The sequence below is a fragment of the Rhodococcus sp. RDE2 genome (assembly GCF_020885655.1).
Taxonomy (GTDB): Bacteria; Actinomycetota; Actinomycetes; order Mycobacteriales; family Mycobacteriaceae; genus Rhodococcus; species Rhodococcus pyridinivorans.
Genome location: NZ_AP025186.1, coordinates 2,772,717 through 2,790,322 on the forward strand (window position 1 = coordinate 2,772,717; position 17,606 = coordinate 2,790,322).

Genomic DNA, 17,606 nt, shown 5'->3' on the forward strand with positions numbered 1-17,606 from the left:
CTGAGGCGCGACCGACACCCAGGAACAGGAGATCGCGGTGGCACAGACGACAACGGACGCTCCGACCGTCGAGGAGTTGCTCACCGAACTCGCCGCGCTCGACGACCCGAAGATCCGCGCGGTGAACGAGAAACACGGCGACGACCACGGCGTGAGCCTCTCCGCCCTGCGCGCCGTCGCCAAGCGGGTGAAGACCCAGCACGAGCTCGCGCAGCAACTCTGGGCCACCGGCGACACCGCCGCCCGGCTGCTCGCGCTGCTGATCTGCCGCCCCAAGGCGTTCACCGTCGACGAGCTCGACGCGATGGTCCGCGAGACCGGCACCCCGAAGGTGCACGACTGGTTCGTCAACTACGTCGTGAAGAAGAACCCGCACACCGAGGAGCTGCGCGGTCGGTGGATGACCGATCCCGATCCGGTCGTCGCGAGCGCGGGATGGGCGCTCACCGCCGAGCGCGTCGTCAAGAACGCCGACGGACTCGACCTGTCCGGCCTGCTCGACACCATCGACGCCCGGATGCGCGACGCCCCCGAACGATTGCAATGGGCGATGAACACGTGCCTGGCGCAGATCGGCATCGAACATCCCGACCACCGGGCCCGCGCGCTCGACATCGGCGAACGCCTCGAGGTGCTGAAGGACTATCCGACGTCCCCCGGTTGCACGTCGCCGTACGCGCCGGCCTGGATCGGCGAGATGGTGCGGCGCCGAGGCGAGTGAGCCCGTCGCCGGATGGGTACCGCTGCAACGAGCACCCCGGTCGCCGACGACGAGGAACCCGATGTCACTCCGCACACCGCAGACCACTTCCGACGCAGCCGCCGAGCCCGGGCCCACGAGCGATCCGGACTTCGACACCCTCGACGCGTGGTGGCGGGCCGCGAACTATTTGTCCGTCGGCCAGATCTATCTCATGGACAATCCGCTGCTGCGCGAACCGCTGCGGCCCGAACACATCAAACCGCGTCTGCTCGGACACTGGGGCACCACACCGGGATTGAACTTCGTCTACGCGCACCTCAACCGCGCCATCGCCACCCGCGACCTGGACATGATGTACGTCATGGGTCCCGGTCACGGCGGACCCGGACCGGTGGCCGCGGCGTGGCTCGAAGGCACTTACAGCGAGGTCTACCCGGACGTCTCCCGCGACGAGGACGGCATGCGGCGCCTGTTCCGCCAGTTCTCGTTCCCCGGCGGCATTCCCAGCCACGTCGCCCCCGAGACCCCCGGATCGATCCACGAGGGCGGTGAACTCGGCTACTCCCTCTCGCATGCCTACGGCGCCGCCTTCGACAATCCCGATCTGATCGTCGCCGCGGTCGTCGGCGACGGCGAAGCCGAGACGGGCCCGTTGGCCGCGAGCTGGCATTCGACGAAATTCGTTGACCCGCGCCGCGACGGTGCGGTGCTGCCGATCCTGCACCTCAACGGTTTCAAGATTGCCAACCCGACGGTGCTCGCGCGCATCGGCGAGGACGAACTGATCTCGCTGCTGCGCGGCTACGGGCACGAACCGATCGTCGTCGCCGGTGACGATCCCGCCGACATGCATCGGCGCTTCGCCGCCGCCCTCGACGCGGCGCTCGACCGCATCTCCGAGATCCAGCAGACCGCCCGCAGCTCGGGAAACGCGACCCGACCGGCGTGGCCGATGATCGTGCTCCGGTCCCCGAAGGGCTGGACCGGCCCGGTGGAGGTCGATGACGCCCCGGTCGAGGGCACGTGGCGCGCCCACCAGGTGCCGATCGGTGATCCGCGCGGGAACGACGAGCACCGCCGCCTCCTCGAGGAGTGGCTGCGCAGCTACCGGCCGAAGGAGTTGTTCGACGACGACGGTGTTCCCGTCGCGGCCCTGCGCGACCTCGCGCCGGGCGGCACCCGGCGGATGAGCGCCAACCCGCACGCCAACGGGGGAGCGGTGCTGCGGGATCTGATCCTGCCCGACTTCCGCGACTACGCCGTCGACGTTCCCGAACCGGCCACCGCCACCGGCGAGGCCACCCGCATCCTCGGCACCTTCCTGCGCGACGTCATGCGGCGCAACGCCACGAACTTCCGGATGTTTGCGCCCGACGAGAACAACTCCAACCGCCTCGACGCGGTCCTCGACGCCACCGACCGCACCTGGAACGCGCGCATCGAGCCGGGTGACGACCGGGTCGCCCCTGACGGCCGCGTCATGGAGATCCTGTCCGAACACACCTGCCAGGGCTGGCTCGAGGGGTATCTGCTCACCGGCCGGCACGGATTGTTCTCCAGCTACGAGGCTTTCGCGCACCTGGTCGACTCGATGGTGAACCAGCACGCCAAATGGCTGCTCACCACGAACCGGATCCGCTGGCGCCGCCCCATCCCGTCGCTGAACTACCTGCTCACCTCCCACGTGTGGCGGCAGGACCACAACGGCTTCTCGCACCAGGATCCCGGATTCATCGACCACGTCGTCAACAAGAAACCCGAAGTCGTGCGCGTCTACCTGCCGCCGGACGCCAACACCCTGCTTTCGGTGGCCGATCATTGCTTGCGCACCCGCCAGTACATCAACGTGATCGTCGCCGGGAAGCAACCGGCCGTACAGTTCCTCGACATCGACGACGCGATGACCCACTGCCGCAAGGGCATCGGGATCTGGCAGTGGGCCTCGACCGACCGCGACGTCGAACCGGATGTGGTGCTCGCCTGCGCCGGCGACATCCCCACGATGGAAACCCTCGCAGCCGTCGACATCCTGCACCGCCGCTTCCCCGACCTGCGGATCCGGGTGGTCAACGTCGTCGACCTCATGCGGCTGCAGGACGACCGGGCGCACCCGCACGGGTTGCCTGATGCGCACTTCGACGCGCTGTTCACCACCGACAAGCCGGTGGTCTTCGCCTACCACGGTTATCCGTGGCTGATCCACCGTCTCGTCTACCGGCGCACCAACCACGAGAACTTCCACGTCCACGGCTACATCGAGGAGGGCACGACCACCACACCCTTCGACATGTGCGTGCTCAACCGCATCGACCGCTACCACCTCGCGCTCGACGTCCTCGACCGCGTCGAGCGGATCCGGCCCATCGCCGGGCACGCCCGCGAGGAACTCGAGAACATCCTCGCCGAGCACACCCGCTACGTGCGCACCCACGGCGAGGACATGCCGGTGATCACCGACTGGCACTGGCAGGGCGTCGGAATCGACTGAGCGTCAAACTGATCCGCGACGGGCCAGTCGTCCGGCGGTGAAGGCGTCGACGTCGACCTCGTCGAGGGAGGCCACCACCAGATCGGCGCCCGCGTCCTCGAGATCGGCGGAGTCGTCGAAACGGGCGACACCGAGCGCCCGCATGCCGCCGGCCTTCGCCGCCCGGATCCCGCTGATCGCGTCCTCGACCACCACGCACGCCTGCGCGGGCACCCCGAGTTCGTCGGCGGCGGTGAGGAACAGTTCCGGGTCGGGTTTGCCGTGGGCGACCGGGCGCCCGGACAGATCGGCGTCGAAGCGGTCGAGCAGCGTCTCGCCGGGATGGTCGTGGGCGGGGATCGCCCGCAGGAACAGTCCGGCGTTCTTCGACGAAGACGCCGCGGCCACCGCGATCCCCGCCGCCTGCACGGCCGCGACGAAGCGCACTCCGTCGTCGTAGGCGCGGAACCTGCGCTCGTCGATCAACCGCAGCAACCGGGCCTGCTTGCGCTCGGCGTAGTCGACCGCGCGACGCTCGGCGTCGGGCACCGCGAAGTACTCGAGGGCGGCGCGGGCACCGTCCATCCGCGGCCGGCCCGACAGCACCTGCCGGTACACCTCCGCGGTGAACGCGTCCTCCTGCCAGGAGGTCTCGGGCTGCAGGTCGCACCAGTCGCCGGCCATCAACTCCGCCAGCGCTTCCCGCCACGCCGTCTCGTGCGGTGAATCGACGAGCACCCCGTCGACGTCGAAGATCACCGCGCGGAACCGCGACTGCGTCTCGGCCACGATGTCCTCCTCGCGGTCAGGCCGGGACGGCGGCGAGCCGGAACTCGTGCGACTCGCCGGCGCCGAGCTCGACGAGTTCGCCGTCCACCGCGACCCGCACCGGCACCCGGAAACCCTCGGTCTCGGCGCGCACCGACAGCTTGTCGCCGTCGATCCGCACCCGTAGGGGAGTGCCGCGGTACCGCATGGAGAACGACACCCCGTCGAGGTGCGAGACCAGCTTGGGCCGGAAGACGAGCACGTCGCCGTACGCACGGGCACCGACGTAGTAGCGCTGCACCAGATCGAGGGTGCCGCCCATGACCCCCATGTGGATGCCCTCCTTGGTGGTGCCGCCCTGCAGGTCGCTGACGTCGCTCTCGAGCGCGAGCTTGAACCGCAACCACGACGACTGCGGATCGAAGGTGGCGAGCACACCGGCGAACGTCACGTGACTGAGCGTCGACCCGTGCGACGTGCGCTGGTCGTAGTAGTCGACGGTGCGGCGCACGAGGTCGCGACCGAACGGATAACCGAGCTGCTCGAACACCTGCCGCAACTCGGCATCGTCGAACAGGAAGAACAACATCACCGTGTCGGCCTGCTTGGCGACCTTGTAGGCATCCGGATCGCGGCCCTCGGCGCGCAGGATGCGGTCCATCCTGCCGATGTTGCCGTACTCCGTGCGGTAGTGCTCCCAGTCGAGCTCCTCGAGATCCTCGTAGCCTTCGAACTGGCTGATCACCCCGTCGTGGTAGGGCACGAACATCTTCCGGCTCATCTCCGACCAGGTGCGCAGTTCCTCGTCGGTGACCCGCAACCGGGCCCGCAGGGCCGTGCGCCGGCTCTTCGACAGCACCTCGAAGACATCGAGGGCGCGCGCCGCGATCCACGCGACCATCACGTTCGTGTACGCGTTGTTGCGCACACCGCCCTCGGTGGCTCCCGGATACCGTTCGTGGAACTCGTCCGGGCCCATCACCCCGTGGATCTCGTAGCGGTCCCGATCCGGGTTGTAGTGCGCGATCGACGCCCAGAACCGCGCGATCTCGAGCATCATCTCGGCGCCGTAGTCGGCGAGGAAGTCGACATCGTCGGTGGCCTGGTAGTAGTGCCACACGTTGTAGAAGATCGCGGCGCTGACGTGACGCTGGTTCCGGCTCAGGTCCGGATCCCATTGACCCGACATCGGGTTCAGATGCACCGTCTGGGTCTCCTCGGTGCCGTCGCTGCCGCTCTGCCAGGGGAACATCGCGCCGCGGTAACCGGCCTCGCTCGCCGCGGCCTGCGCCTCACCCAACCGGCGGTAGCGGTAGAGGATCAGGCCTTTGGTGATCTCCGGGACCCGCAGGTTCAGGAAGGGATAGACGAACATCTCGTCCCAGAACACGTGCCCGCGATAGGCCTCGCCGTTGAGTCCGCGCGCCGGCACTCCCGCGTCGAGGCGCGCGGTGTGCCGTGAGCAGACCTGCAGTACGTGCGAGACGTGCAGGCGCAGCAGCAACTGCGCGCGCGACTCCCGCGGCAACCGGATGTCGCAGATGTCCCACAGCTCGTCCCACGCCGCGACGTGCTCGTCGTACGCCTCGGCGAAATCCGGATAACGCAGCACGTGCCGGCCCGCCGACGCGAGGGGCTCGGTGATCGCGTCGTCGCGGGAAGTGAACATCGCCACCATCTTCTCGATCCGCACCGTCGAACCCTCGGCGATGTCGAAGGAGAGGACCTGCTGGATGTAGTCCTCCATCTGGTACAGATCCCGGTCGACGAGCATCGCTCCTCCCGAACCCTCCCGGAACACCCGGGTGCGTGCGGCCTGGGCGATGTAGGTGTCGGACTGGCGGATCTGCACCTTCAGCGCGATCGTCTCGGGACCGTAGGTGCGCGGCGAGACCGGATCGAGGTGCCGCGCCTCGAGATCGCGGTAGCGGGCGACCGCGCGATTGGAAACCCGGCCGTCGAGGGCGGTGACGATCTCGACCCGCCCCGACCAGTTCTCCGGGGTCAGCGACCATTCGAGCGCTCCCTGGTTCGGATGCTCCATGCTCACGAACCGTCTGCTGCGCAGCGACGTCTCGCGGCCGTGCCGGTCCCGGAACCGCAGTTCGCGGACCACGGTGGCGGTGCGGATGTCGTAGACGTGCCGGTAGTCGAGGATCTCCACCTGCGCCAGGCGGATCGCCTCACCGCCGTCGATGCGCAGCTTCAGCACGAGCCAGTTCGGGAGGTTGACCAGATCCTCGTTCAGGACCGGGCTGCCACCCATGATGGTGGTCTCGCGGTTGTAGCAACGATGCGCGTAGGTCCCCGGATAGTGGACCTCGCCCATGTCCTCCCATTCGGCCGTGCCGCGTGAACAGAAGTAGCCGTTGCCCGTCGAGGTCAGGGCTTCGCGCAGGGGTTCGTCGTCGGGATCGAAACCGTCGTAGTCGAGGGTGAACTCCGGGTCGTACACGCGAACCTCCTGGCGGGTCGTAGTCGACACGAACTGTCCGGTAGCGCTGTCACCTGCCCAGAGTCGACAGGAAACGTTCGACGTCGTCGACCGACGCGAGGACGAACTCGGCGTCGGTGCGGCGCCCGGCCATCTCCGGGTCGTCGGGGCTGCCGACGAGGATCCCGATGCCACGACCCCGCAACGCCCGGAAGGCGTCCTCGTCGGTGATGTCGTCGCCGAGATAGAGCGGCACGACCTCGTCGGAGGCGAGACCGAGGACCTCGATCAGGTGCAGGACCGCCTTGCCCTTGTTCCAGTCCACGGCCGGTTTGAGTTCGTAGACCATCTTTCCCGGCACCACGGCGAGTCGGTCGGGGTTCTCCTGCAACAGCGTCTCGACGATCGCGCCCACCCGCTCGTGCACCTCGGGGGAGGCCTGCCGGTAGTGCACGGCGACCGACGCGCGCTTCGGTTCGATGCCGACGCCGTCGAGACCGTCCAGGCGGCTGCGCAGGGTCTCGGTGGTCTCGGTGATCAGATCGGTGAAGTCGGCGAGGACGTCGTGGGCGATCTGCCCGTCGGTGGGGCTCCAGATGTCGAAACCGTGGCTGCCGGCGACGACGAGATCGTCGACACCCATGAGTTGCTGGACGACGTCGCGGTCGCGGCCGGTGACGATGCACACCGACACGCGGTCGGCGAGTTCACGGACGGTGCGGCGCATGGTGTCCGACCACACCGCGTCCTCGGGGCGGGCGACGATCGGGGTGAGCACGCCGTCGTAGTCGAGGAAGACCGCGGGCCGGCGGCCCGCGAGACGGTCGGACAGGGCGGCGCCGTCGAGTGCCGACGGTAGGTCCTCCACGGTGCGCGGCGCGGTCATCTGATCGGTACTCCTGTCGTCGCGGCGACCCGTCATGGTTCGCACCGTACACAAAGATCGAAATGCTCGGCCGGGGATCCGGGGAGGCGGATCGGCCGGATGCAGCGGTCAACGCACCGGGCGTCGCCAGTGCTCGTCCGCGGTGAGTCGGGAGCGGACGTGTTCGGCGGCATCGTCGTTGCGGAACGGGCCCGCCAGCAGGTCGGCGTAGACGTGTGAGATGGCGGCGTGGCGCAGTCCGCCGCGGCGGTCCATCCGTTCGAAGACCACCGGCGACCAGGGAATCGCCACCACCACGTCGCCGCCGTGCTCGACCGGGCGCAGACCGAGACTGTCGGCGAAGTCGTCGGGGTCGTCGGCGTAGACCTCGAGCAGCGCCGGGGCCGCGTAGTCGGTGGCGCCGACGCCGGTGAGCGCGTAGGGGATGTCGATGCGTTCGGCCAGTCGCGCGCGGGTCGCGGTGACGCCCTCGGGGGCGGTGAACCGCCGGACCGCGCACACCTTCCGCTCGGCAGCCCAGGCCCGCAGCATCGGTTCCCAGCGCACCTCGACGATCGGGCCGCGCGGGACCCGGCGCACGAGCTCGCGTTCGACGAGCACCTCGACGACGCGGTAGGTCGCGCCGGTGGACGCGCCGGACAGCTTGATCAGCTCGGGGACGGAGATCTCCCCGACGTGATCGGCGAGTGCGCGCACCACCCGGTCGGACGGTTCGCCGGTGAGCACCCCGGACGGGCGGCCCGGGCCGCGCCACGGGTCGGCGTCGGCGCCGCGGTCGCGGACCCACACCGCCGGGCGGTTCGCGACGAGCGAGAGGTTGCCGGTCGCGTCGGCGTAGGAGATGCCGTGCCGGTCGAGCTGGCGCCGCACCGGATCGGACAGATAGTGGGCGCACACGAAGCCGCGGTCGGAGTCGGACAGGTCGGCGGCGATGCGGGCGACGTCGCCGGAGAGCACACCGCGGGAGGCGACGACGGAGAAGGACACGGTGTCGCCGTCGGGGGCGGTGACGAGCATCCGGGTGGGTGCCTCGGGGGAGCGGGGGCGGTCGCTCGACAGCGACCAGCCGAGCGGCAGGCACGCCTCCAGTCGGGCGGTGGCGCGGCGGTAGATGTCGATGTACCGCTCGGGGCGGGGACCGACGGTGTTCTCGGGGGCGGGAGCCGGCTGTGTCACATCCACCACGGTAGTCACTCTGTGCATGACGGAAAAGAGAAATAAACGAAATCTCATAGGACGGAACAGCGCCCCTCCCGCACCACAAACTATGACGGGGCATGCGCTAGTTTCGTGACCATGACCGACATCACCGGGCGCATCGCGTTCGTTCAGGCGACCTGGCACCGCAACATCGTCGACCAGGCACGTACAGGCTTCACCGACGAGATCACCCGCCTCGGCGTCTCGCAGGACGCCCTGGACTTCTTCGAGGTCCCCGGCGCCTTCGAGATCCCGCTGCACGCCCAGCGACTGGCGAAGACGGGGCGCTACGACGCGATCGTCGCGGCCGGACTGGTCGTCGACGGCGGCATCTACCGGCACGACTTCGTCGCCACCGCGGTGATCGACGGCCTGATGCGCGTCCAGCTCGACACCGATGTGCCGGTCTTCTCCGTCGTGCTCACCCCGCACCACTTCCACGAGCACGACGAGCACGTCGAGTACTTCACGCGGCACTTCGTCAAGAAGGGCGCCGAGGCGGCTCGCGCCGTCGACGCCACAGTGCGCTCGCTGCGCGCGCTGCCGACCGGAGACTGAGCCCCGACCGGCAGCGCGCGTCGGATCAGCGTGCGCTGCCGGAAGGATCCTTCGCCACCGGGCCCTCACCGGCCGTTGCCGCGTCGGGGGCCTCGGTGCGCCGACGATAGGCGGCACGTGCCGTCTCGTCGGTGTTCAGTGCGAGCGACTGGAGACCGAACGCGGCGGAGATGCGGTGACGGGTCGCCTCCGGCACCGCCTTCAGCGCTCCGAGGATCGCGCCCGCCGTGCGGGGCACGTACCGCAGGCCGGGACGGGCTGTCGCGATCACTCGCACGATCGCGGCGGCGACCTCCTCGGGGCCGACCATCGCGAGCTTCTCGATGAGCGCGTTCGGCTTCATGCCCGCGATCAACTCGGTGCGCACGAAGCCCGGGGCGATCGTGGAGACCACGATGTTCGAGCCGGCGAGCTCCTGGCGCAGCACCGATCCGAGGCCGATCACGGCGTGCTTGGTCGCGGAGTACACCGCGAGTCCGGGGGCACCTTCGATGCCCACGACGGAGCCGAGATTGACGATGTGTCCGTAGCCCTGCTCGGTGAACCGGGCGGCGGCCAGCTTCGAGCCGAGGATCACGCCGCGGACGTTGACGTCGATCTGCCGATCGGTGACCGTGTCGGTCTCCTCGAGGAACGCGCCGGTGGGCATGATGCCGGCGTTGTTGACGAGCACGTCGATCCCGCCGAACTCCATGTGGGCCAGGCTGAGGAATTCGTCGAAGGATCCTCGGTCGGTGACGTCGAGAGGCAACCCGAGCACCGTGGTGCCGAAGCGCGCACCGATCCGGGCAGCGGTGTCCTGCACCAGATCCTTGTCGATATCGCCGATGGCCACGCGCGCGCCGGCCGCGACGAGGGCTTCGGCCGTCGCCTGTCCGATGCCGCGCGCTCCACCGGTGATGACAACCCTCTTGCCGTGCACGTTCAGGCTCATGCCGTGTCGTCCTTTCCTCGCTGTGCTGATGAAATCGACGCTACGAACCGAGCTCTCCGTGATCCATGCCACTATCGGCAAGTTCTTGTGAATTTCGGCCACGCTGCCGAGGATGGAGCCTCGTGAACCCCTGGACCTCCCGCCGCGCGGCGACGAGCGCGGCCCTGATGGTGTCGTTCGGACGCGAGCGCGGCCTCGACGCCGAGACATTGCTGGCGGGTACCGGGTTGGGGGAGGAGCAGATCACCGATCCGGGCGGGGAGATCACCGACGACCTGGAACTGGCCGTGATCGCGAATCTCGTGGAGGCGCTCGACGACCGGCCCGGGGAAGGGTTCGCCCTCGGTCTGCGGTACCAGGCGGCGGTGCACGGGATCTTCGGTTACGCCCTCATGAGCTGTGCGACGGTGCGCGACGGCATCGAGGTGGGCACCCGCTTCTTCGACCTCACCTTCGCCTTCTCGCGCGCGGCCCTCGAGTATGCGGGTGACGAGGTCCGCTTCTGCCTCGACGACCGGCACGTGCCGGCGCACCTGCGGGGTTTCCTGCTGGAGCGGGACGTCTCGGGGATCCTCGCGCACTGGGGTGCGCTGTGGGGGCAGCCGTCGGAGGTCCGTCGCATCGAGGTGGCCGAATCGCTCGGTGAGCGGGTCCCGCCGGTCTTCCGCGACCGGGGTTTCTGGGTGGAGACGACGGCGTCGACGCATGCGGTGGTGGTGGACGCGCGGGCATTGGACCGGCCCATGCCGACCGCGAGCCCGGAGGCCGCCGCAGTACTGCTGCGGGAGTGCGCGGAACTGCTGCAGCGCAGACAGAATCACGGCGAGCTCGGTGCCCGCGTGCGAGAGGTGCTGCTGCGCCGGGCCGCCGAGGGTCCCACGCAGGACCAGGTGGCCGCGGAGTTGGGTTCGAGTGTGCGCACCCTCCGGCGGCAGTTGGGGGAGGAGGGGACCTCGTACCGGGCGATCGTGGCCGAGACGCTGGGGGCGATGGCGGGGGAGTTGCTGGATGCGGGCCTGCCGGTGGAGAGGGTGGCGCACCGTCTGGGCTACGCCGATGCGTCGAGCTTCTCGGTGGCATTCAAGCGGTGGACCGGCCGCACGCCGGGTGGGCGACGACGGGAAAGACGCTCGGTCTGAGGCTACTGCGGAGCCAGCCCGAAGAGCCCTTGGAGATATTCTGGACAATACGGAAATCATAGAAAAACAGAATTCCTCCTCCTTCTCATCCCCGTCACCACCCATCGAGGCCACCGCCACCAACACCTCAACAGCCGAGAGGGCAGGCCGCCATCAGCGGTCCGAAGCCTCCGGACGCCGAGTCATGGCCAGGGGGACGAGCACACCGAGCAGTGCGGCGGGCAGCAGGAACGCGAGGACCGGGTCGGCGCCGTACACCGGTGTCAGCAGGAGAGGGGAGAAGGCCGCACCGCCGAACCGGAAGGCCTGCACGACGGACACCGCGCCACCGCGGTTGCCGCCCGGCCCGCCGAGTACCGCGGCGTTGACCCCGACGAGGATGAACTGCGAAGCGATGCCCGCCAGGAACCATGCGACGCCGAGCACGACGAGCCACGGGACGGTACCGACGACCACGACCAGCGCTGCGCCGCTCACCGCGCCGATGAGCACGATCGCGCGGGCACCGACGCGGTCGATGAGCATCCCGACCGGTCGGGAACTGAGGATGCCGGCGAGACCGAACACGGTGAGTACCACGCCGCGTTCGGACGGGGACAACCCGAAGTCGTCCTCGACCCGGAAGGCGAGGAGGAACCCGAGTCCGCCGAGCGCACCCCAGCCGAGCAACGCGACCAGCCCGATACGCAGAACGCGCGGAGTGAGCGCGTCGCGCAGACGGACCCGGGTGGTACCGGACGGGTCGTCGCGCACCGAGTCGGGCAGCCCGGCGAGCGCCAGGAGCAGCGCGGCGCCGGCGAGCACGACGAACGCCCACCGCCAGCTCACCTCGGCGGCGAGACCGCCGATCAGCGGGGCGACGGTCTGGCCGGCGGCCTGCATCGCCCCGAACAACCCGAGCGCGCGCCCGAGCCTGTCCTTCGGGGTGATGACGGCCAGCGCCGCGAGCAGCAGCGGTGTGGTGAACGCGTTGGCCGCGCCCTGCAGCATGCGGGTGCCGATGAGCACCGAGAAGGTCGGCGCCAGCGCCGCGGCGATCGAGACCGCCGCGTAGACGAGATAGGCGGTGCGCACGGTGCGGACGCGTCCCCACCGTGCGCCGAGCGTGCCGGAGAACAGCATCGCGGCGGCGAACACACCGAGATAGGCGGTGACGGTCGTCGCGGCCGTGCCGGTGGAAACACCGGTGTCGGCGCCGATCTCCGGGAGCATCGACACCACGACGCTGCCGCCGAAGGGGCCGAGGAATCCTCCCGCGTACAGCGCCGTGCGCTGCAGCGGTTCGCGCAGATCTCTCACCTGTTGAAGCCGCCGGGGCCCCGTCGCCGCAGATAGCGTTCGAACTCGGCGGCGAGGGCGTCGCCGTCGATCTTGGCGATGACTTCGGAGATGTCCTCCTCGGCCTCGGCGTCACCGCGCTCCTCGAGGGTGCGCACGTACTCGGCGATCTCCTCGTCGTCCTCGATCATGTCGGTGACGGTCTGCTCCCACTCCTCGGCGAGGAGGGGGAGTTCGCCGAGTGGCACCTCGAGGTCGAGGACGTCCTCGACGCGGCGCAGCAGCGCGACGGTGGCCTTGGGGTTCGGCGGGTTGGACACGTAGTGGGGGATCGCCGCCCAGAACGACACGGCGGGGATGCCCGCGCGCACGAAGGCGTCCTGCAGCACACCGGTGATGCCGGTGGGTCCTTCGTAGCGGGAGGTCTGCAGCTTGAAGCGTTCGGCGGCCTCGGAGCTGTAGGCGGTGCCGGTCACCGGGACGGGGCGGGTGTGCGGGGTGTCGGCGAGCAGTGCGCCGAGCAGGACGACGGTGTGGACCTCGAACTCGTCGACGAGTTCGATGATGGCGTCGCAGAAGCTGCGCCAGCGCATGCTCGGCTCGATGCCGTGCAGCAGGACGACGTCGCGGTCGCTGCCGGGCGGGGAGCACAGCGACAGTCGGGTGGTGGGCCAGTCGATCTCGCGGGTGACGCCGTCGACGAGACGGACCTGTGGCCGGTTGACCTGGTAGTCGTAGTACTCCTCGGAGTCCAGCTCGGCGAAGGGCTCGGCGTCCCAGATCAGCTCGAGGTGCTCGACGGCGCCGCTGGCGGCGTCGCCGGCGTCGTTCCACCCCTCGAAGGCGGCGACGAGCACCGGATCGCGCAGGACGGGGACGTCCTGGTCCGGGGTCTCGGGATACTCGGGTGTACTCACTCGTCCAGCCTACGACCCGGGCCGATCCGGGCGCCCACTAGTCTGAAGGGCATGTCCACCCCACTTCATTCTGTCCTGCTCGATGCGCTGACCCAGCGCGTTGTCATCGGAGACGGGGCGATGGGCACCATGTTGCAGGCCGCGGATCTCTCGCTCGACGACTTCCGCGGTTTGGAGGGGTGCAACGAGATCCTCAACGAATCTCGTCCCGATGTGATCCGGGGGATCCACCGGGCGTACTTCGAGGCCGGCGCCGACGTCGTCTCGACGAACACCTTCGGCTGCAACCTGCCCAACCTCGCCGACTACGACATCGCCGACCGCATCCGTGAGCTGTCCGAGCTCGGTACCCGCCTCGCCCGCGAGGTCGCCGACGAGATGGGTCCCGGTGCCGACGGCATGGCCCGCATGGTGATCGGGTCGATGGGTCCGGGTACGAAGCTGCCCACCCTCGGCCACGCGCCGTTCGCTGCGCTGCGCGACGCCTACGGTGAGGCGGCGCTGGGCATGCTCGACGGTGGCGCCGACGCGATCCTCGTGGAGACCTGTCAGGACCTGTTGCAGGCGAAGGCCGCGATCATCGGCAGCAAGCGGGCGATGGAGCAGGCTGGTCGCCGGATCCCGATCGTCACCCACGTGACGGTGGAGACCACCGGCACGATGCTGCTCGGCTCCGAGATCGGTGCCGCTCTGACCGCCCTCGAACCACTCGGCATCGACCTGATCGGGTTGAACTGCGCGACCGGTCCGGCGGAGATGAGCGAGCACCTGCGGTACCTGTCGCAGCACGCGACGATCCCGGTGTCGGTGATGCCGAATGCGGGTCTGCCGGTGTTGGGCGCGAACGGTGCCGAGTACCCGCTGCAGCCGGAGGAGCTCGCCGAGGCGTTGGCCGGTTTCGTCTCCGAGTACGGGCTGACCTTCGTCGGTGGCTGCTGCGGCACCACCCCCGAGCACATCCGGCAGGTCGCCGAGGCGGTGCGCGGGGTGCAGCCGGCGCCGCGCGCCGCGCAGCCGGAGCCGGGTGTGTCGTCGCTGTACACCTCGGTGCCGTTCGAGCAGGACGCGTCGATCCTGATGATCGGTGAGCGCACCAACACGAACGGGTCGAAGGCGTTCCGGGAGGCGATGCTCGCCGCGGATTGGCAGAAGTGCCTGGACATTGCGAAGGACCAGATCCGCGACGGGGCGCACATGCTGGATCTGAACGTCGACTACGTCGGGCGCGACGGGGCGGCGGACATGGCGGAGTTGGCGTCGCGGTTCGCGACGTCGTCGACGTTGCCGATCATGATCGACTCGACGGAGCCGGACGTGATCAAGGCGGGCCTCGAGCATCTCGGTGGCCGCTGCGCGGTGAACTCGGTGAATTACGAGGACGGTGACGGCCCGGGTTCGCGGTTCGAGCGGATCATGGAGCACGTCGTCGAGCACGGCGCAGCGGTGGTCGCGCTGACGATCGACGAGGAGGGCCAGGCCCGAACCGCCGAGCACAAGGTGCGCATCGCCGAGCGGCTGATCGCGGATCTGACCGGCAAGTGGGGGTTGTCGCCGCAGGACATCATCGTCGATGCGTTGACCTTCCCGATCTCGACGGGTCAGGAGGAGGTGCGGCGCGATGCGATCGAGACGATCGAGGCGATCCGCCGCATCCACGAGGCGCATCCGGAGGTGCACTTCACCCTCGGTATCTCGAATGTGTCGTTCGGTCTGAATCCGGCGGCGCGGCAGGTGCTGAACTCGGTGTTCCTGAACGAGTGCACCGAGGCGGGGCTGGACACGGCGATCGTGCACGCGTCGAAGATCCTGCCGATGGCGCGGATCCCGGAGGAGCAGCGGCAGGTCGCTCTGGATCTGGTGTACGACCGGCGCAGCGAGGGTTACGACCCGCTGCAGAAGCTGATGGAGCTGTTCGAGGGGGTGTCGGCGGCGTCGGCACGCGAGTCGCGGGCGCAGGAGCTGGCGGCGTTGCCGTTGTTCGAGCGGCTCGAGCGGCGCATCGTCGACGGCGAGCGCAACGGTCTCGAGGACGATCTGACCGAGGCGATGGAGACCACCCCGCCGCTGGCGATCATCAACGACACGCTGCTGTCGGGCATGAAGACGGTCGGTGAGCTGTTCGGGTCGGGGCAGATGCAGTTGCCGTTCGTGCTGCAGTCCGCCGAGGTGATGAAGACCGCGGTGGCGTTCCTGGAGCCGCACATGGAGTCGACCGGTGACGAGGGCAAGGGCCGGATCGTGCTGGCGACGGTCAAGGGCGATGTGCACGACATCGGCAAGAATCTCGTGGACATCATCCTGTCGAACAACGGCTACGAGGTGGTCAACCTCGGTATCAAGCAGCCGATCGCGACGATTCTCGATGCGGCGGTGGACAAGCGCGCCGATGTGATCGGCATGTCAGGTCTGCTGGTGAAGTCGACGGTGGTGATGAAGGAGAACCTCGAGGAGCTCAACGCTCGCGGGGTCGCCGAGCAGTTCCCGGTGTTGCTCGGTGGTGCGGCGCTGACCCGTAGCTACGTCGAGAACGATCTGGCGGAGGTCTACGAGGGCAAGGTGTCGTACGCGCGCGATGCGTTCGAGGGTCTGTCGTTGATGGATCGGGTCATGGCCGAGAAGCGCGGTGAGGGTCCGGCGCCGGACAGCCCGGAGGCGATCGAGGCCGCCCGTAAGGCCGCCGAGCGCAAGGAGCGGCACGAGCGCAGCAAGCGGATCGCGGAGAAGCGCAAGGCCGCGGAGACACCGGTGGAGATCCCCGAGCGCAGTGATGTCGCGAAGGATCTGCCGGTGCCGACGCCGCCGTTCTGGGGCACCCGGGTGATCAAGGGCATCCCGCTGGCGGACTATGCGGCGCTGATCGACGAGCGTGCACTGTTCCTGGGGCAGTGGGGGCTGCGCGGGCAGCGCGGCGGCGACGGCCCGAGCTACGAGGAGCTCGTGGAGACCGAGGGCCGGCCGCGGTTGCGGTACTGGCTGGACCGGTTGGCGACCGAGGGCATCCTGCAGCACGCCGCGGTGGTGTACGGCTACTTCCCGGCGGTGTCCGAGGGTGACGACGTGGTGGTGCTGACCGAGCCGCGTCCGGATGCTCCCGAGCGCTACCGGTTCACCTTCCCGCGGCAGCAGCGTTCGCGGTTCCTGTGCATCGCCGATTTCGTGCGGTCGCGGGAGGATGCGATCGCGTCGGGTCAGGTGGATGTGTGGCCGTTCCAGCTGGTGACGATGGGCCAGCCGATCGCGGACTTCGCGAACGAGCTGTTCGCGTCGAACTCGTACCGCGACTATCTCGAGGTGCACGGCATCGGTGTGCAGCTGACCGAGGCGCTGGCCGAGTACTGGCATCGGCGGGTGCGGCAGGAGCTGGCGTTCGCCGAGGGCGGCACGGCCGCGGACGAGGATCCGGAGGAGGTCGCGGAGTACTTCAAGCTCGCCTACCGCGGCGCCCGGTTCGCGTTCGGTTACGGCGCGTGCCCGAATCTCGAGGATCGCATCAAGCTGGTCGAGTTGCTCGAACCCGAGCGGATCGGGGTGGAGCTGTCGGAGGAGCTTCAGTTGCATCCCGAGCAGTCCACCGATGCGTTCGTGCTGCACCACCCGGAGGCGAAGTACTTCAATGTCTGATCGGGTGGAGGCGCCGCTCGCGGTGCAGACCGGTGCGCTGCGGGCGGTGCTGTGGGACATGGACGGCACCCTGCTCGAATCGGAACGCTTGTGGGACATCGGGATGCACGAGTTGTCGTTGCATCTCGGTGGGCCGATGAGCGACGAGACCCGCATCTCCACGATCGGGGGTCCGATGGATCTGGCGGTGTTGCGCACCTTCGCCGGGTTGGGTCTGGACCCGACCCCGGACGAGGCGGCGGCTGCGGCGGCGTGGCTGACCGACTACATGGGCCGGTTGTTCGCCGACGGGCTCACGTGGCGGCCCGGCGCGCAGGCCGCGCTGCGCACCGTCCGTGAGGCCGGATTGGGGTCGGTGCTGGTGACCAACACCGAGCGGGCGTTGTGCGAGGTGGCCCTCGAAACTCTGGGCCGTGAGCTTTTCGATCATTCGGTGTGCGGCGACGAGGTGCCGGCCGGCAAACCGGATCCGGCGCCCTACCTGCGGGCGGCGGAGCTGCTCGGTCTGGATCCGGCGCAGTGCCTGGCGGTGGAGGATTCCCCGACCGGGGCGGCCGCGGCGGATGCGGCCGGGTGCACGGTGCTGGTGGTGCCGTCGCTGGTGGATGTGCCCGGCTCGGAGCGGCGGGTGTTCCGATCGACGCTCGAGGGGTTGAGCGCCGAGGATCTGCACGAGCTGCACGGTGCGGGGGTGCCCTGAG

The 17,606-nt window shown here is 69.1% G+C and carries 13 protein-coding genes; 6 read left to right on the forward strand and 7 right to left on the reverse strand.

Annotated features, from left to right (window positions below):
• The first annotated feature begins 37 nt into the window (after positions 1-37).
• Both LPH33_RS13025 and LPH33_RS13030 read left to right on the forward strand, forming a co-directional pair.
• Entirely contained in the window at positions 38-721 is a 684-nt protein-coding gene (locus LPH33_RS13025) for a DNA alkylation repair protein (RefSeq protein WP_229564885.1), read from the forward strand.
• A gap of 61 nt (positions 722-782) precedes the next feature.
• A complete protein-coding gene (locus LPH33_RS13030) occupies positions 783-3,191 on the forward strand; it encodes a phosphoketolase (protein WP_229564886.1) in 2,409 nt (802 codons plus the stop codon).
• A gap of 3 nt (positions 3,192-3,194) precedes the next feature.
• On the opposite strand, the gene LPH33_RS13035 is transcribed toward LPH33_RS13030, so the two are convergent.
• The 4 genes from LPH33_RS13035 to LPH33_RS13050 form a co-directional block, all read right to left on the reverse strand.
• Positions 3,195-3,959 (reverse strand): HAD family hydrolase, encoded by a 765-nt coding sequence (locus tag LPH33_RS13035; RefSeq protein ID WP_106199629.1) that lies wholly within the window; start codon positions 3,957-3,959, stop codon positions 3,195-3,197.
• Positions 3,960-3,975: 16 nt separating this feature from the next.
• Positions 3,976-6,393 (reverse strand): glycoside hydrolase family 65 protein, encoded by a 2,418-nt coding sequence (locus tag LPH33_RS13040; protein WP_183070707.1) that lies wholly within the window; start codon positions 6,391-6,393, stop codon positions 3,976-3,978.
• A 49-nt stretch (positions 6,394-6,442) separates the two neighbouring features.
• Positions 6,443-7,294, reverse strand: a complete 852-nt coding sequence (gene otsB / locus LPH33_RS13045) for a trehalose-phosphatase (protein WP_229564887.1) — start codon at positions 7,292-7,294, stop codon at positions 6,443-6,445.
• 72 nt (positions 7,295-7,366) lie between these two features.
• On the reverse strand, positions 7,367-8,434 hold the full coding sequence (locus LPH33_RS13050) for a helix-turn-helix domain-containing protein (protein WP_088898970.1): 1,068 nt from the start codon (positions 8,432-8,434) through the stop codon (positions 7,367-7,369).
• Between the two features lie 120 nt (positions 8,435-8,554).
• On the opposite strand from LPH33_RS13050, the gene LPH33_RS13055 reads away from it, so the two are divergent.
• Positions 8,555-9,016 (forward strand): 6,7-dimethyl-8-ribityllumazine synthase, encoded by a 462-nt coding sequence (locus LPH33_RS13055; protein WP_088898969.1) that lies wholly within the window; start codon positions 8,555-8,557, stop codon positions 9,014-9,016.
• Between the two features lie 25 nt (positions 9,017-9,041).
• Here LPH33_RS13055 and LPH33_RS13060 read toward each other — a convergent pair whose 3' ends face one another.
• A complete protein-coding gene (locus tag LPH33_RS13060) occupies positions 9,042-9,950 on the reverse strand; it encodes an SDR family oxidoreductase (protein ID WP_088898968.1) in 909 nt (302 codons plus the stop codon).
• Positions 9,951-10,072: 122 nt separating this feature from the next.
• On the opposite strand from LPH33_RS13060, the gene LPH33_RS13065 reads away from it, so the two are divergent.
• Positions 10,073-11,089: an AraC family transcriptional regulator gene (locus LPH33_RS13065; RefSeq protein WP_229564888.1), complete on the forward strand. Its 1,017-nt coding sequence runs from the start codon at positions 10,073-10,075 to the stop codon at positions 11,087-11,089.
• Positions 11,090-11,242: 153 nt separating this feature from the next.
• On the opposite strand, the gene LPH33_RS13070 is transcribed toward LPH33_RS13065, so the two are convergent.
• Both LPH33_RS13070 and LPH33_RS13075 read right to left on the reverse strand, forming a co-directional pair.
• Entirely contained in the window at positions 11,243-12,388 is a 1,146-nt protein-coding gene (locus LPH33_RS13070) for an MFS transporter (RefSeq protein WP_145691989.1), read from the reverse strand.
• Positions 12,385-13,284 carry a PAC2 family protein gene (locus LPH33_RS13075; RefSeq protein ID WP_016690813.1) on the reverse strand — a complete coding sequence of 300 codons (900 nt, stop codon included), beginning with the start codon at positions 13,282-13,284 and terminating at the stop codon, positions 12,385-12,387. The genes LPH33_RS13070 and LPH33_RS13075 overlap by 4 nt, the downstream gene beginning before the upstream one ends.
• A 51-nt stretch (positions 13,285-13,335) precedes the next feature.
• Between LPH33_RS13075 and metH the strand changes: the two genes are divergently transcribed.
• The gene (gene metH / locus LPH33_RS13080; RefSeq protein ID WP_229564889.1) at positions 13,336-16,905 is read left to right on the forward strand and encodes a methionine synthase; all 3,570 of its coding nucleotides are present in this window, start codon (positions 13,336-13,338) and stop codon (positions 16,903-16,905) included.
• A complete protein-coding gene (locus LPH33_RS13085) occupies positions 16,898-17,605 on the forward strand; it encodes an HAD family hydrolase (protein ID WP_229564890.1) in 708 nt (235 codons plus the stop codon). Before metH ends, LPH33_RS13085 begins: the two co-directional genes overlap by 8 nt.
• Position 17,606 lies beyond the last annotated feature (1 nt).

What these genes read in the sequence shown, in the direction of transcription:
- LPH33_RS13030 (WP_229564886.1), top strand. Translation starts at nt 783, where the DNA reads ATGTCACTCCGCACACCGCAGACCACTTCCGACGCAGCCGCCGAGCCC.
- otsB (WP_229564887.1), bottom strand. Translation starts at nt 7,294, where the DNA reads ATGACGGGTCGCCGCGACGACAGGAGTACCGATCAGATGACCGCGCCG.
- LPH33_RS13055 (WP_088898969.1), top strand. Translation starts at nt 8,555, where the DNA reads ATGACCGACATCACCGGGCGCATCGCGTTCGTTCAGGCGACCTGGCAC.
- LPH33_RS13060 (WP_088898968.1), bottom strand. Translation starts at nt 9,950, where the DNA reads ATGAGCCTGAACGTGCACGGCAAGAGGGTTGTCATCACCGGTGGAGCG.
- metH (WP_229564889.1), top strand. Translation starts at nt 13,336, where the DNA reads ATGTCCACCCCACTTCATTCTGTCCTGCTCGATGCGCTGACCCAGCGC.
- LPH33_RS13085 (WP_229564890.1), top strand. Translation starts at nt 16,898, where the DNA reads ATGTCTGATCGGGTGGAGGCGCCGCTCGCGGTGCAGACCGGTGCGCTG.